This window comes from Pseudoalteromonas sp. S3776 (assembly GCF_005886915.1).
GTDB lineage: Bacteria > Pseudomonadota > Gammaproteobacteria > Enterobacterales > Alteromonadaceae > Pseudoalteromonas.
The window spans coordinates 41458-58168 of sequence record NZ_PNCU01000038.1 but is presented as its reverse complement, the minus strand read 5'-3'; the positions used below and the strand labels follow the sequence as shown (position 1 = coordinate 58168).

Below are 16711 nucleotides of genomic sequence, written 5' to 3'. Positions count from 1 at the left end.
GAGGTTATGAGTAAGGTATCGTTAGCAAAAGACAAAATTAAAATTCTCTTGCTTGAAGGTGTTCACCAAAGCGCTGTAGAAACGCTTAAACGTAATGGTTACAGCAACATCGATTACGTAAAAACATCGCTACCTGAGGACGAACTTAAAGAGCGTATTAAAGATGTGCACTTTGTAGGGCTTCGTTCTCGTACTCATATTAATCAAGCCGTTTTAGACTCAGCTGAAAAGCTAGTAGCCATTGGCTGCTTTTGTATTGGTACTAACCAAGTTGACTTAAACGCAGCGCGCGAGCGCGGTATTGCGGTATTTAACGCACCGTTTTCAAACACGCGCTCTGTCGCTGAGCTGGTACTTGGCGAAATACTCTTGTTATTACGTGGTATTCCACAGCGTAATGCAGCAGCGCACCGTGGCGGCTGGTTAAAAACGGCAACCGGCTCATTTGAAGCTCGCGGTAAAACACTCGGGATTATTGGCTACGGCCACATTGGTACGCAGCTTGGTATTATGGCTGAAAACATTGGTATGACCGTAGAATATTACGATATTGAAGATAAGCTATCTTTAGGTAATGCCACGCAAATTCATAACCTAACACAGCTTTTACAGCGCGCTGATATTATTAGTTTACACGTACCAGAAACACCGCAAACTAAAAACCTGATTGGCACTGCTGAGCTTGCCGTAATGAAGCAAGGTTCTATTTTAATCAACGCTTCACGCGGTACTGTGGTAGATATTGATGCACTAGCAGAAGCGCTTAGCGAGAAAAAACTAAGCGGCGCTGCTATTGATGTATTCCCTGTTGAGCCAAAATCTAACGAAGAAGAATTTGTATCGCCACTGCGCGAATTCGACAACGTTATATTAACGCCGCACATTGGTGGTTCAACCCAAGAAGCGCAAGAAAACATTGGTATTGAAGTAGCCGGTAAATTAGCTAAATACTCAGATAATGGCTCAACTATTACGGCTGTTAACTTCCCTGAGGTTTCGCTGCCAGAGCTTGCTAACCGTAGCCGCTTATTGCATGTACACCACAACCGCCCAGGTGTACTTACGCAAATTAACCAAGCATTTGCCCAGCACGGTATTAACATTGCCGCTCAGTACTTACAAACTGATGAATCAATTGGTTATGTAGTTATTGACGTAGATACCGATCAATCAGAAGTTGCGCTTAAAGAGCTAAGTGCAGTAGAAGGTACAATTAGAGCGCGTATTCTTCACTAATTAGCTATCAGCTAAAATAAAAAAGCCGTACTTGATTAATCAAGTACGGCTTTTTTGCATTAAACTGGCAGCTGATAGCTATTCGCTATTATTCGCCTTTAACTTCTAAATTAACGAATTTAACTAGCTCTTCTGGCTGGCCTGCTAACATCATTATTTGCTGGTTTACTTCCATCATGGTTTTACCTTCAGGCAATTTTGCCGATATGCTTAAAGAGTTTAAGCCTTTGGCAAAATCAGTCAGCGCCTGTGCTATTTCTTCAGTTACGGGAGCTTGCTGCAATTGTTGCTGTAGCGTCATTTGCATTTGCTCAAGCGTCATACCTTGTTTTTCAAGCTCACTCACAAACAGCTCTTTTAATTTACCTTGGTTATTAAGTACTAAATTAATATTACGAGGCTCAAGCTTGCTCATAGCTTGCATCACTAAGGTTTGCTGTTGTAACTCTTGCTCGTAAGTAAGTGGCGTGTCCCCTGCTTCTTGCTGCGCTTTGCTTATAGCAAGGGACGCGTCCATTAATGCTTTAGCATTGGCAAGGCCTACATCCATATTAAAACTAGCAATATCTTTTGCATCGAGCTTTAAAACTACGTCGCTGTCGCCAGATTGCTCATCGTAATCAAGCGATGAGCTTAAGTCGTAACTTGCTGAAGCAAGCATTTCGTTTGTATCAGCAGGTAGTTTTGCTACAAAGTCTTTATCGAACTGGAAGCTTTTTACTGTAAACGATGTATGTGGCGATATTTTATCGGTTTCGTAACCGGTTACTTCAATACTTTGAATATGCGCTACGTTTTCACCTTCAGGGCTTATTACTTCCATGTTAGTAATTTCAACACTTTTAGAAATAACACTTGCCGATAAACCCGCATATTTAAATGTTGCACCGGTTTGATCGCTCACTAAAGCTAGCTGCTTATCTACTTCAGTACGTACTTCTTGAGTTGCTACATAGTTTGCGTAGCTAATACCACCAACACCTGCTGCAACAATGGCTATGGCTATTACGAGTTTTTTCATGTTATTTCCTTATTCTGTTCTTTGTATAAGTTATATTAGCTCAAGAGTAACATTGCATGGCAATCCCTGTAAGCGTTAATTAATTAAACTAAGTAGCTCATGCACTGTTTTTACAGGCGTAATTTTAGCGCCTAAGCCTTCCATAGATTTATGGTAATTACGAAATGGAATAAATATTTCGGTAAAACCATGCTGCGCCGCCTCTTTGACTCGCGGCACACCACTGTCGATTGGGCGTACGTCGCCGTTTAAGCTAAGTTCACCCATAATGCAGGTTGTACGCGGTACTACAAATTCGTTTAAGCTACTTAAAAGCGCAGTCACTAACGCTAAATCAATACAGGTTTCGGTTTCATCAATTCGTAAGCCGCCCACAATATTAAAAAACGTATCGTGGAATATTTTGGTTTTGGTGTGTTTACGTAAAATACCAGTAAGCATTTTTATTCGGTTCATGTTTAAACCTACACATACTCGCTGTGGGAATTCAGCTTCGGTTTCGGTAGTTAAACATTGTATTTCGAGCAATAAGTTACGGTTACCTTTTCGAATACACGTAATGGTAGAGCCTGGTGATTCAGTACTTGAACCCGATAAAAAAATCTCGCTTGGGTTATCTACACTCAACATGCCTCGCTCGCACATTTTAAAAATACCTACGGTATCAATATCACCAAAACGGTTTTTATTAGCTCTAAGCGTACGTACCTGTCCATCATTCGTGTCAATATGCAATAAAGCATCCACTATATGTACTAATGTTTGCGGCCCTGCAATTTCGTTGTTTTTATTTACATGGGCAATAATAAACATGGTGACATCGTTTTGCTTACAATACTGGGTAAGCGCTTGCGCAGCACTTTTTACTTGCGAAGGCGAACCGGGGCTACCATTCGCTGTATCGGTTACAACCGCTTGAATAGAGTCGATAACAGCAAACTTAATTTTATTTTTATCAAGCTCTTCAATAATGGTTTCTACGCTGGTTTCGGAAAGTAAATAGAGTTCCTCGGCGTTGTAATTAAGCTTTAGTCTGTTTACACGGTTTCTAAACTGCGACAGCGACTCCTCAGCTGTACAATAAAGCGATGGCATACGCTGCGACATTCTGGCTACTAAGTCAGATAATAGCGTTGTTTTACCCGCCCCAGGGTCGCCCGAAATAATATTAACCGAGCCTGTGGTTACCCCGCCGCTTAGTACACGGTCAAGTTCACCTATTTCGGTTAGTTGCTTTTCGGCTTCTGTGGTGGCTACATCGTCAATTTTTTTAGAGCCGCCGCCAATACCACCTGCATAGCCACCTACCGTTGCTCGCGCAGCCGCTTTTTTACTTTGTCCTGCTGAGGGTTTAAATTCTGCCAACGTGTTCCATGCACCACAGCGACACTGACCTTGCCAACGTTGATAGTTCATACCACATTCTGTACAAACAAATTCTACTTTTGCCGCTTTAGCCATTTATAACCTTACCTACTATTGTTTAATTTGAGCGTTTACTATTAAGAATAGATATTACCATTGAAGCAATGTGCTTACAGTGTAACATTCGTTACACGTAGTTTGTTTCTACTTTAAATACAAACACATACTACTTTTTATTTTGCCCTAATTTAGGGCATACTTATTGCTTTTATATGCTTTGAAGTAACTTGCCAACAATTTGGCATTTGACACATAATAACAAGAGTTAAACTGTACTTATACGAAAAACCGTACCTATATCAACACTGTGGTGCGATGTTACGTTTATTGAATTTTCAAATAAATGGACTTTACAGTATACCTACTTTTCAATTAGACGGTGACGATTTATAAATGGCTGAAGACATACTGCTCAAACACGAAAGTCTCGTAAATGAGTTAAAAACCTATTTAGGTAACGCGAAGTTCGACCAAATTTTCAAATCTAAAACGGCCGGTTTAACAAAGCCTGAGCAATTTTTGATGAAAATGGAAATGTCGCGCCTATCTCAGCCAGTAGCCCGCTTTGTAGACCTACGGGGCTTAGTTACCGGGCAAGTGCGCCCATATGAGCATAATGGCAAACAACATTTTATGGATGATACTGCCATAGAGGTTTTTGAAGCAGCCCTTAAGCAACACGGCGGCTATACGTTAGCAGTATACGAAGCAGTAATGAATACCGAAAACAACCATCGCGTACTGCAAAAGCAAGCGCAAGAGCAAAGTGATGCGCAAGCCGAAAACGATACCCTAACTACCAGCGTAATAAAATTTGCCTCATACGAAAGTCGCTCTGAAGAGCGGATGAACTACTCAATTAAAGTTAAAATTGAGTACAATGATCATAAAAATATTGCCGCTAGCACGTCAGACATTTCTTTAAGTGGCTGTAAAATTAAACTTTCTACTCGGCAAGTTATTAAAAAAGGGCAACTCATTGCCATGCGCCTGGTTGGGCTTGAACAAGATTTTGAGTTAGGCCTTAAAAACGGCATTCAATATGAAGTCGTGGCAGTTGAAAACATATCTCGTGAATATAACCACATTCGTTTAAAGCGCACTTATATAGAAAAAAATGAAAAGTTTGATGAGTTTTTAGATAGCTTTATAAACGGCAATAAACGCCGCTATAAAGTGAATTTAGATAACACCCTTGATGCAGTTGTTTCTAAAGGTTATGAGCAATATTATATCCCCCGTGTTACCTCTTTATACGTATTTTTAAGTAAAAAAGGCGACCATATAGTCCCAAGTTTGAGCCTGACAACTGAAAATAACATTTTTATTCAGCGCTATTTTACTGATGAAAGAAAAGTGCCCTGCTTATATAGCGTTTTGAATAACCAACGCATTAGTCAAATGCTTAGCCAAGTAACCGCCGTAAAAGAAGAGTATCTATATACGTTTACACATGTGTCTGCGGGAAAAATCTATTACTACTCAGCCACGCGTACAGAGCTTAATAACAACCCTAAATTAAAAAATCTATTTTTAGGATTCGGCAGTCAAAAAGATAGTTGGCAATGTTTTAAGCTACAAGTTATGCCAAGCCACCCTGATGATTCGTTTATTCCGTTATCGCTACCAAACTCGGCGGGTAAAAACATAGAAAAGCTAAATAAACCGCCGTCGCCACGTGTGTCAGGCCTTATAAAAGATGTGAAATACATTGCGGTTTTAACTGCCATTGGCAATAGCGAAGAACAAGCAAATTATAAAAAATTACCGTTTGATAAGGCGATAGTGAACCAACTTAAGCATTTTGGCCATGCTAAGCATAACAAACCACCTTATTTAGATATTGTTGCGTTAGAGTATGTAAATTTGCGCTCTCATAAACGCTACTTATATAAAACCCCCGCATTACTTACGTTTGAGGGTAAGCAATATCAGGCTCATTCTCGAGATTTTTCGGTGATGGGTTTGCAATTAGAGTCATCCGTACCGGTTAGCTTTAAAAAGGGTGATATTGTTTTACTATCTTTCCCCGATTTACAAAAAATAACTAAAAAACATAACTTAAGTGAGCTTAAATACGAAGTAATGGCAATTAGTAAGTCATTAACAACCATTAATTTAAAAGCGAACAGAGTGGCTGACTTACCACATGCAGGTGTTAACTTTTTTACCCAATTAATTGAAAGTAATAAAGATAAACTAAAAGTATCTGAAGAAGCCCCGAAAATAGAAGGCCTTTCTACTGCACTGAGAAATATGGTGACCAAAAGTGTGTGCCAACTCCCGCTTTATTTACATAAAGAAGCAAGCCACTTTATTCCAGGTGCCATAGGTTTTGGTTTATATGCCAGCCCTATCCACGTTATTTTACAAAATTTTGGCTTATTAAATAACAAAACTGATCTGAGCCATATTTTAACGCAACAACAAATTATTGATGTGATCACCCCAAGCATCAAAGACCGTAGCCGACAAGACCCGCCTTTACCGTTTACTCTTGTGATTAATTTTGACCCTAAGCAGGAGACTATTGAAAAGGCTGTCACAAGCCAATGCGTACTAGGTGAAAACTATTCAAGCTTTAGCGAGCAAATTAGTGCAGGCGTTAAATCTGAACTGGTATTTGTAATGCGCTTATATTTATCGCGTACTGGGCGCCCAGATACAGACTATCTATCAAATGAGCTAAAGTATGTAAGCCAATATGCAATGCACAAAGCAAAGGATATAGAAGAAGCGCTATGGGCAGTATCTGGCGTGGGTGATATTGTAGATATAACCGACGAAGCCCTTAGCCATTTACAATTAGATCAAAAGCAAGTAGCCCAAATGGGCCGAAGAAAACTGTTGTGGTTAAACCGCTTGCGCTAAGCGGTTTAACTTATGCTGTGGTTATTTATTTAAAGGAATTGCCAGCATGTACAGTAACTGTAATAACGACCCCTTACATATAGCTGCTTGAGCTTGCTCCACCACTTTTGGTTTACCATGTACGGCAACGCCTAACCCTGCTTTTTCCATCATTAACAAATCGTTTGCACCATCGCCAATGGCTACCGTTTGCGTATTTGCTAAGCCCAACTTTTGTTGCAGTGTTTCTAAAACAACCGCTTTTTGCTGCGCATCAACTATAGTACCAGAGACCTTACCTGTGAGCTTGTCGTTTGCAAACTCAAGCACATTAGCATGTACTTCATCTAAATTAATAAGCTGTTGCACACGCTCTGCAAAGGGTACAAACCCGCCTGATGCGATAGCAAGATACCAATTATGCTGCTTTAATATTTGGCATAAGGCTTTAATACCTGGCATTAATGGTAAAGTATTTTTTAACTCATCTATTAAGCTTTGCTCTATGCCAGCTAGCTTTGCTACACGTTGATTTAAACTTTCGCTAAAATCTAACTTTCCAGCCATTGCAAGCGCGGTCACAGAAGCCACATCGTCATATACATCTGCTAAACGCGCAATTTCATCAATGCATTCTATGGTGATGGCGGTGGAGTCCATATCCATAATCAATAAGCCTGGTTCATATAAGTTTGGCGGTGTGGCAACTTGCACTATCTGACAATCAAGCGAATTTGCAAACTCCCCTAGCACAAGCGGATTAATTTTTTGCTCTGCCTCTGGGCTATAAAAACACAAAGCCGGGGCTAACCCTAAGTCGGGTTGATAGTGACATACAGCCGTTACATTGAATTCGTGCTTTTTTAAAAATTCGATAATGCTAGTTACGTGCTTTAGTTCAAAATCGCCGGCAAACGCAATACTAAATAACCCAACGGTTTTATCTGGTTGTGTTTGAGCAGTAGTAAACTGCCCATCATTATAATTAAACCATTTGTTTAGCGTTAAAGTGTGTAATGCTTGCTCAGCAGCTGGCTGTGCCATGTTCGTTTGCGACATGGGGTCTCCGTGTTGGTTATTTGTTTTTTTAATTTTGCGTATCTTTTAGAGGATTCATAACGCTAAATTCGCCATTGAGGTAGATTTAAGGTTATAGTTACTGTAGTTGTAACATCAAATCAAAATGCTGTCAGTAGCATATACGGTGACTATGAAAAATAACCATATAAAAAGCCCTTTATCTGCATCACAAAGAAAGCGAATTATTCGTTTATTATTGGCTGCGGGCTGTTTTGTATTACTGAGTTTTGTAGGTGTTAACAGCAGCTTTGAAAGCCACCAACTGCTTTATAATAGTGCCGATAACACTGCCAAAAGCTTAGCCCGATTTATGGCACTGAATGCTAAAGAGCCATTACTTGCTAAAAATAAGCCACAGCTTACTGCGCTATGCAACGATATAAGTAAAGACGAGTTTGTACTTTCAGCCACAATATACGATCAGCAAGGCGTGCTTATAGCAAGCAGCGATCATTGGCAGTCACATCATGTATTTGGCCAATTACCAGAGTCGACCCCTGGAATAAGTAAACTAAAAACCCCGTTTGTCGAGCCTGTTGTAAGCGACATAGATAAGCCTCTTGGCTTTGTCTCTATTACCTATTTAACACGTGCTGCGATATCAGACAGTCACAATCATTTTCATGATTTAGGCAGGCAAGTTTTGTTAATGCTAGTTATTGCGTGTATTTTTACGTGGCAGTTAGGGCGGGGACTAAAACGTTGGCAGGTAAACCGCTATATGCAAAAAACCTCAGAGCAAGAGTCATAAAGCTGCTTCGCAAGCGTCTCTTTATCGCTACTTTGCTTTAAACTACATAATACATTGAACACATTTGGAATGTGTAATGGCGTATTAATTTCACCTTGATGACCGCTAAGTGGCATTGAAGGCGAGTCGGTTTCGAGCACTAAATGTTGTGGCTCAATTTGAGCAATAACATTACGGGTTTTAGCAGCCCGTTCATAGGTAATAACCCCACCTACCCCTAATTTAAAGCCCTGTTTGATATAATACTGGGCTTGCTGAAGTGATCCCGAAAACGCATGTATCACCCCACCACATTTTGGCTTACAACGTTTAAACGATTGCGCAATTAAGTCATGGCTTTGCCTGTGGTGCACAATAAGCGGTAGGTTCAGTTCGTTAGCAATCGTTATTTGCTGCTCAAACAATCTTGTTTGCTTTTCAAGGTCTTCAATACTTCTATCAAGTCCACACTCACCTATTGCTACCAGTTGTTTATTGTTCACCTTTGCAAAGTCGAATAGCTGCACTAAGTGAGCATCTTTATGATCATCTAAAAAATAAGGGTGAAGCCCTGCGGCAATATGTACTTGTGGGTATTTAGCTTTAAATTCGATTAGCTGCTTTGATTGCACCAAGCTTATACCTGGCACAACAAAGCGCTCAACACCTTTAGCAATACACTCTTTTATGAGTGATTCGCGATTTGCATCAAATTCGCTAAAATCAAGATGGCAATGCGAGTCTATAAACTTCACAGCGTAAACCGATTAAGGGTTTAAACGTGTTATTTGCCAGCTATTATCGGCTTGACGCTGATATATAAAACGGTCGTGCAATCGATGCGCGCCACCTTGCCAAAACTCAATTTTAGAAGGCACTACGCAATATCCGCCCCAAAAATCTGGCAGTGGAATTTCGCCGTTAGCAAATTTACTCTTCATATTGGCAAAAGTTTCCATTAGCGCTTTTCGCGAGGACACCGGACGGCTTTGCGCTGATGCCCATGCGGCTAATTGACTTTCTTTAGGGCGCGATAAAAAATATTTTGCCACCGCTGATGTTGGTAATGGTTTTGCCTCGCCGTATACAATCACTTGGCGCTCCATATGGTGCCATGGAAAATGCAGCGATATTTTATTATTACCTTTTAGCTCTTGTGCTTTACGAGAGCCGGTATTAGTAAAAAATACAAACCCGTTATCATCTAAATGCTTTAACAGCACAATACGCTGTGAAGGTTGCCCGGTTTCATCAACCGTTGCTACAACCATCGCCGTTGGGTCTGGAATATTACTGCCCACAGCATGCTCAAGCCACGTTTCAAATTGTTTGAATGGATCATCTTGCAAGTTATCTTCGCTTAGCGCGTCTTGCAGGTATTCACGGCGGATATCTTCGAGTTTCATAAACAAATCCTTCTCTGTTTATTAAAGCGTATGTGGGTAAGTTAGGTCAGGCTGTTAATCGTTATAAGAGCAAAAAATAAAAATGTTTTGTTTAATGTTAGTTTAGTGTTGGGTTTCGTTTCACTCAACCCAACCTACGGTGCTATCAGCTATCAGCTATCAGCTATCAGCTATCAGCTATCAGCTATCAGCTATCAGCTATCAGCTACAAAATTGATTAACTTACAAAAGTTCGTCAAGTAAAGCCTAAAATCATCTGCAAGTGTAGGAGTGCTAGCAAGGCGGTAAAACTATTTATGCCAAGGAGCATACGGTTTGTATGTGACTTAGGCTAAATAGTTTTACCAACGCAGCTAAAGCGAACTACACGAAGCAGAAGGTGATTACATTTGCTCCATGACTTCAATGCCTAACAGATCCAATCCTGTTTTTAGCGTATCTGCCACTAAATTACACAGCACTAAACGGCTGTCACGTACGCTTGGCTCTACGCCTTCTTTTAGTACTGGGCAGGCTTCGTAGAATGTCATGTATAAGCTAGCTAGCCCGTATAAGTAGCTACATAATACGTGCGGAGTAGCCTCAGAGATCATTAAATCAAGGACTTCTTCAAGCTGTAGCAGTTTAAGCGCTAGCGCTTTTTCTTGCGGCTCAGCTATAGCTACATCAGCATTTAACGAGGCAGCATCTACACCTGATTTACGGAAAATACTGCGCACTCGCGTATAAGCATATTGTAAGTAAGGTGCTGTGGCGCCTTCAAAGCTTAACATGGTGTCCCAGTTGAATATGTAATCGCTGGTACGGTGCTTAGAAAGGTCAGCGTACTTAACCGCGCCAATACCGACTTTACGCGCAATTTCGCTGCGCTCATGTTCTGATAAATCAGACTCACGCTCAGCAAGTTTTGTTGCTGCACGGCTAATTGACTCTTCAAGTAAGTCGGCAAGTTTAACAGTGCCACCGGTACGAGTTTTAAATGGTTTACCATCGGCGCCCATCATGGTGCCAAACGGGCAAAACTCATAGCTTGTCTCATCACGTAAAAGGCCTGCTTTTCGTGCTGTAAGCTCTACTTGATTAAAGTGAAGGCTTTGACGCGCATCAACAAATATTAAAATACGTTCAGCGCCTAAAGTGTTTGAGCGGTAATTACATGCGGCTAAATCGGTGGTTGCATATAAAAAGCCACCGCCAGATTTCTGCACGATAAACGCTGATGGCTCACCATCTTTGTTGGCAAGCTCATCTAAAAACACCACTTGTGCGCCTTGCGACTCTACAGCAATATTTTTATCTTTTAAAAGGCTAATAATATCGTTAAGTTCGCTGTTGTATGCACTTTCAGCCATAATATCGTCTTGAGTAAGCGTTACATTTAGACGTTTATATACTTCTTCAGAGTGCTTAACTGAGGTTGCTATAAATAACTTCCATAGCTTTTCACAGTGCGCATCGCCGCCTTGTAGTTTAACCACGTAATCACGGGCTTTATCGGCAAAGCCTTCTTCATCGTCAAAACGTTTTTTAGCGTCGCGGTAAAACGTTTCTAAATCTGCAAGCGCTACCGACTCTAAGTCTACGCCTTGGCTAATTTGATCTTCTAAATGCGCAATTAGCATACCAAACTGAGTGCCCCAATCGCCCATGTGGTTTTGGCGAATAACTTTATCGCCTCTAAACTCAAGGGCACGTACAATCGCATCACCAATAATGGTTGAACGTAAATGGCCTACGTGCATTTCTTTTGCAAGGTTTGGTGATGAGTAATCTACTACCACAGTTTGTGGGTTAGAGTGCTCATTCACAGCAAGTTTTGCATCGCTGTTTGCTGCTTTTACACTGTTTGCTAAAAACTCAGGCTTTAAGTGGATGTTAATAAAACCTGGGCCGGCAATTTCTGTTTTTTCAGCAATATCGCTTACATCTAAATTATCAATAATTTTTTGCGCAAGCTCACGTGGGTTGCTTTTCATTTTTTTAGCGGCACCCATTGCACCATTAATTTGGTAATCACCAAATTGCGGGCGTGTGCTTTGTGTAACTGCTGGATTAGTGTCTTCTGGTAGGCCTGCAGCGGTCATGGCGGCAATGGCTTTTTCTACTAAAATAGTACGAATGTTCATTATATTATTTACCTATGTAAGCCCACCATAGCAGGCTTTCAGTTAACTTTAGTCAGTCAGTTCTAATTTTCGCGCGTGTGGCTAAAGGTTACGTCTGGGTAACGCTCTACCGATAAATTTAGGTTTACGCGACTTGGTGCTATGTAAGTTAAGTTATCGCCACCATCAAGCGCTAAGTTGCTTTCGCACTTACGCTTAAACTCTTCAAACTTTTTAACGTCGTCACAATGTACCCAGCGCGCAGTATTTACGTTAACACCTTCGTAAATAGCATCTACGTTGTATTCTGCTTTTAAACGCGCAACAACAACATCAAACTGCAGCACACCTACTGCGCCTACAATCAAATCGTTATTAATAAGCGGTCTAAATACTTGTACTGCACCTTCTTCAGATAGCTGTACTAAGCCCTTTAGTAGCTGCTTTTGCTTAAGCGGATCTTTTAATCGAATACGGCGGAACAATTCAGGGGCAAAGTTAGGAATGCCACTAAATTTAAGCTTTTCGCCTTGCGTAAAGGTATCACCAATCTGAATAGTGCCGTGGTTATGCAAACCAATAATGTCGCCTGCGAATGCATCTGCTGCGCGCTCACGATCGCCCGCCATAAAGGTTACCGCATCAGAAATACTTATTTGTTTACCAATACGCACATGGTTCATTTTCATGCCTTGGCTGTATTTACCCGATACAATACGCATAAAGGCTATACGGTCACGGTGTTTAGGGTCCATGTTAGCCTGAATTTTAAACACAAAGCCGGTAAAGTTTTCTTCAGTTGCAACAACTTGGCGGTCTTCTGTTTCACGCGGCAATGGTGTTGGTGCCCACTGTGTTAAACCATCAAGTACATGGTCTACACCAAAGTTACCAAGAGCTGTACCAAAGTAAACAGGCGAAAGCTCACCCGCTAAAAACAGCTCAAGGTCAAACTCGTTAGAGGCGCCAATTACCAGTTCTAGTTCTTCACGTAATTGCTCGGCAAGCTCTTCACCAATGGCGGTATCAAGCTCTGGGTTATCAAGGCCTTTTACAGTGCGTACTTCTTGAATCGTATGACCTTGGCCTGTTTTGTATAAAACTGCCTCGTCGTTATGAATGTGATAGACACCTTTAAACTCTTTACCACAACCAATTGGCCACGTAATAGGCGCACAGGCAATGTTTAGCTCTGTTTCTACTTCATCAAGTAGCTCCATTGGGTCACGAATATCACGGTCACACTTATTCATAAAGGTAACGATTGGGGTGGTACGCAAGCGCGTAACTTCCATAAGTTTACGGGTACGTTCTTCTACACCTTTTGCGGCATCAATAACCATTAAACACGAATCTACCGCAGTTAAAGTACGGTAAGTATCTTCTGAGAAGTCTTCGTGTCCAGGAGTATCAAGTAAATTAACTAGCGCATTGTTATATGGAAACTGCATGACAGAGGTAGTAACTGATATACCACGCTCCTTTTCCATTTCCATCCAGTCAGACTTTGCATGCTGATTAGAGCCACGGCCTTTTACAGTACCGGCTTTTTGAATCGCTTGTCCGAACAAAAGTACTTTTTCGGTGATGGTGGTTTTACCAGCATCCGGGTGCGATATAATTGCAAAAGTCCTTCGCTTGCTAATTTCGTTGATAATATTCTGGTCTGCCATTAATAAGTTCTTTTAGTTTGATGCCAAGTTACATGCATAACATTAAGTGTATGCAAGGCAACCCGTTAAGTTGATCGTTATTAACTGGGCTTTGAGCAATTTAGTGTGAATAAATTGACAACAATTAACGCCATATAGCTAATTTTTTAATAGTGGCAATTGTAACAGGAGTCGGTATAAAAGTGTGCTATCTAACTTAAAAATATCTTGGCTTTGTCTAATCACTATTTTAGGGGGCCATCTAACTGTAATTTAATCGGTAGATACAATAAATTTTAACAATGATGTTTTCACTTAAAGCACAATAAATAGGGTAATTTTTTTAAAACTTAGCAGATAAACTTAAAGTGCCAAGAATATAAAAGTCTCCTTAGCAATAACTTATTAACGACCCATGTATTAAAACATTATATTTTTACTCTAAATTAACGCTAATCGACCTTAGCTTCTTGAGAATTAAACCTGTAACGCATATCATTGATAGATTGCACGGAGGATAAGTAGTTTGGTCATGAAAACCAGTAAGTTAAGCATTCGATTATTATGGTATATAACCCCTTTGGTGATATTACCTTTGCTATTTTTAGGTGGCTTTACCCTAACTAATGTAACCAATTCGACCCAAAAACAAGCCGACCTTATAATGAGCCGCTTTGTTGAGCAACAGCAACAAAAGGTTTTTAACTACATAGACTCGTTTCATTCCACAGCAAAACTACTATCGACCTCACCGGTTTTAAGTGACTTTTTATCAAACGACATTCACGCTGATGGCAGCTATACTCGCCGTTTAGGGGCACTAATGGATGTTTTTGCCAGTTATAGCGAAGCCTACCCAGATATAATTAGTATTAATTTAGTGTCGGCCAGTGGTAAAAGTGACGCGTATTACTCTAACAACCTAACAACCGCACCGCAGTCATACCCATTTTTTAAGCAAGTACTGCAGAGTAATTTGCGCCAGCAACAATTTATGGTGCAAAACAGCGACGGCACCACAAATTTATTTTTTGTACAACGCGTTCAAAGTGTAGATTACTATTTAAAGCGGCCACAACAACTTGGCTTTATAGTATTACAAGTCGAACCTTCTATATTAAACACCAGTATTTTAGAAGCGCCTTACAACAATACTTTAAATTTATTGCTTACAAACGATGGGCAAATTTTATTTAGCTCAGACTACAGTTTACGCGGGCAATACATTACCGAGCACGAGCTTGAACAAGTGCATAATTTAGCTGATGTAGGCACTCTTTCGACTATTGAGCTTTCTAGCATAGACAAAATAGAAAGAATGATTTTTGCCGTACAAATGAGTGGCGGTTATTATTTTGTATCAACCATTCCAAAGGGCGTGCTTTATCAATCGGGTAAGGCTATTAGCTTAATTACAGGCTTAATTGTGATTATTTCGGTGATCACTCTGCCTATTCTTATTTTTGTGGTTGTTCGCAACTTACTACTTAACCCCATTGAGCTTTTAGGGGCGGCTAGCCATCGTGTTGGTGATGGTGATTTATCGGTAAATTTACCGGCTCATACCAATGATGAAGTTGGGGTATTGTTTAACGATTTTAACCACATGATCAACCAAATTAGACACTACCAAGAACAGCTTGAAGAATATAAACACCACCTGGAAGATAAAGTAGAAAGCCGCACTAAAGCGCTTGAAGCGATGAACAGCCAACTTGAACTTGCGATAGCTCAAGCTGAGCAAGCCAACCAGCTTAAAAGTCGTTTTTTAGCAAATATGAGCCATGAGATACGCACTCCACTTACTGCCATTATGGGCTTTACCGAGCAGTTACTAATTAACGATAAAGTGGTTAACGATAAGCAGCATTTAAATACTATTTTAAGAAACTCTAAACACTTATTAGAGCTAATAAACAACATACTCGATTTATCTAAAATAGAAGCAGAAAAGCTTGCAGTAGAGCAGGCGCCACTCAATGTAGTCCAACTAGTTCACGATATTGAATCAATTATTGAACCGCTAGCACGAGAAAAGCAGCTCGCGTTTAGCATTCATTACGAGCTGCCATTACCACGCACTATTTATAGTGATATGACGCGTTTAAAACAAATCTTAATAAATATTGCCAGTAACGCCGTTAAATTTACCGAACAAGGTAAAGTGTCTATTTGTGTGCATTACTTACAAAGTAAGCAACAGCTTGAGTTTGTGGTTAAAGACACAGGTATTGGTATGTCTGAGCACCAAATAGAGCGTATATTTAAGCCTTTTGAACAAGCTGATGCCACCACAACGCGACGTTTTGGAGGCACAGGCTTAGGTTTGTGTATATCTAAAAACTTAGCACAGTTATTGGGTGGCGATGTCACTTTAAAAAGCGAAATTGGTATAGGCAGTCGCTTTGCTATTACCGTTGATTGCCATATTAACGAGCCTAAACAATCATTAGAGCTTTTAACTGAGAAAGCACAGCTTATTCCAGAAAAAGACCCTTTCTTGTCGTTTGCTACTTCTAGTTTTGATGCCAATATATTGGTGGCCGAAGATAATCCAGATAACCAGCTTCTTATAAAGCTTTTATTACAAACCTGGGGGCTTGAGCCTGATATGGCTAATAACGGTGCTCAAGCGGTAGAAATGGCACTAGTAAATGACTACCAGCTTATTATTATGGATATGCAAATGCCTGTAATGGGCGGCCTTGAAGCAACTAAAATGCTACGCCATGCCGCCTACGATGGGCCTATAATTGCGCTTACCGCCAATGTAATGAACCATGATATAGACACCTATATAGAAGCGGGTTGCGATAAAGCACTCGCAAAACCAATCGATAAGGACGCGCTTGAAAACGTACTGGTAAGCTACTTAAATCTTGAAAAAGATAATCAAAATAAGTGGGATAGCTTACTAAAAAGTGAAAAGTTTCAGCAAATTAACGATAACTATGTGGCTAACCTGCCAAGTTACCTGCAAAAGGTAAACAGCTTAAAGGCGAGTAACGATGCAGAAGCACTTAGAAGCGTAGCCCATAGCCTAAAAGGCAGTGCGGGATGCTTCAATTTTGATGATATTTACCACAGTGCAGCTTTATTAGAAGAGAACTTACTAAGTAACGATCAAACACAGCGCCCTACTTTGATCATTAATTTAATCAATGCAATAGAGCAAACTATCGCTAAAAGTAAAGAAACAGCTTAAA

Annotated in this window: 11 protein-coding genes; 4 read left to right on the top strand and 7 right to left on the bottom strand. The window is 40.4% G+C overall.

Annotated elements, in window-relative coordinates; all coding sequences use genetic code 11:
* Nucleotides 1–6 precede the first annotated feature (6 nt).
* On the top strand, nucleotides 7–1236 hold the full coding sequence (gene serA / locus CWC16_RS14465) for a phosphoglycerate dehydrogenase (RefSeq protein WP_055016904.1): 1230 nt from the start codon (nucleotides 7–9) through the stop codon (nucleotides 1234–1236).
* Between the two features lie 88 nt (nucleotides 1237–1324).
* Here serA and CWC16_RS14460 read toward each other — a convergent pair whose 3' ends face one another.
* Together CWC16_RS14460 and radA are read right to left on the bottom strand one after the other, a co-directional pair.
* Nucleotides 1325–2257, bottom strand: a complete 933-nt coding sequence (locus tag CWC16_RS14460) for an aq_1923 C-terminal domain (RefSeq protein WP_138542026.1) — start codon at nucleotides 2255–2257, stop codon at nucleotides 1325–1327.
* A gap of 75 nt (nucleotides 2258–2332) precedes the next feature.
* Nucleotides 2333–3718 carry a DNA repair protein RadA gene (radA, locus tag CWC16_RS14455; protein WP_138542025.1) on the bottom strand — a complete coding sequence of 462 codons (1386 nt, stop codon included), beginning with the start codon at nucleotides 3716–3718 and terminating at the stop codon, nucleotides 2333–2335.
* A gap of 357 nt (nucleotides 3719–4075) precedes the next feature.
* Here radA and CWC16_RS14450 point away from each other — a divergent pair, with 357 nt between their 5' ends.
* On the top strand, nucleotides 4076–6553 hold the full coding sequence (locus tag CWC16_RS14450) for a PilZ domain-containing protein (RefSeq protein WP_138542024.1): 2478 nt from the start codon (nucleotides 4076–4078) through the stop codon (nucleotides 6551–6553).
* Nucleotides 6554–6574: 21 nt separating this feature from the next.
* Here the strand turns inward: CWC16_RS14450 and serB are convergent, their stop codons facing one another.
* Nucleotides 6575–7591 carry a phosphoserine phosphatase SerB gene (gene serB, locus CWC16_RS14445; protein WP_138542023.1) on the bottom strand — a complete coding sequence of 339 codons (1017 nt, stop codon included), beginning with the start codon at nucleotides 7589–7591 and terminating at the stop codon, nucleotides 6575–6577.
* Nucleotides 7592–7742: 151 nt separating this feature from the next.
* On the opposite strand from serB, the gene CWC16_RS14440 reads away from it, so the two are divergent.
* Nucleotides 7743–8363 (top strand): AhpA/YtjB family protein, encoded by a 621-nt coding sequence (locus tag CWC16_RS14440; protein WP_055015149.1) that lies wholly within the window; start codon nucleotides 7743–7745, stop codon nucleotides 8361–8363.
* Here CWC16_RS14440 and CWC16_RS14435 read toward each other — a convergent pair.
* From CWC16_RS14435 to prfC, 4 genes are all read right to left on the bottom strand, one after another.
* Nucleotides 8330–9097: a TatD family hydrolase gene (locus CWC16_RS14435; RefSeq protein WP_138542022.1), complete on the bottom strand. Its 768-nt coding sequence runs from the start codon at nucleotides 9095–9097 to the stop codon at nucleotides 8330–8332. The two genes, CWC16_RS14440 and CWC16_RS14435, sit on opposite strands and share 34 nt — an antisense overlap.
* 12 nt (nucleotides 9098–9109) lie before the next feature.
* A complete protein-coding gene (gene pdxH, locus CWC16_RS14430) occupies nucleotides 9110–9748 on the bottom strand; it encodes a pyridoxamine 5'-phosphate oxidase (RefSeq protein ID WP_055015147.1) in 639 nt (212 codons plus the stop codon).
* A gap of 383 nt (nucleotides 9749–10131) precedes the next feature.
* Nucleotides 10132–11874 (bottom strand): arginine--tRNA ligase, encoded by a 1743-nt coding sequence (gene argS, locus CWC16_RS14425; RefSeq protein WP_138542021.1) that lies wholly within the window; start codon nucleotides 11872–11874, stop codon nucleotides 10132–10134.
* 62 nt (nucleotides 11875–11936) lie between these two features.
* Nucleotides 11937–13526, bottom strand: a complete 1590-nt coding sequence (prfC, locus tag CWC16_RS14420) for a peptide chain release factor 3 (protein WP_055015145.1) — start codon at nucleotides 13524–13526, stop codon at nucleotides 11937–11939.
* Between the two features lie 511 nt (nucleotides 13527–14037).
* Here prfC and CWC16_RS14415 point away from each other — a divergent pair.
* Entirely contained in the window at nucleotides 14038–16710 is a 2673-nt protein-coding gene (locus tag CWC16_RS14415) for an ATP-binding protein (RefSeq protein ID WP_055015144.1), read from the top strand.
* Nucleotide 16711: the final 1 nt, after the last annotated feature.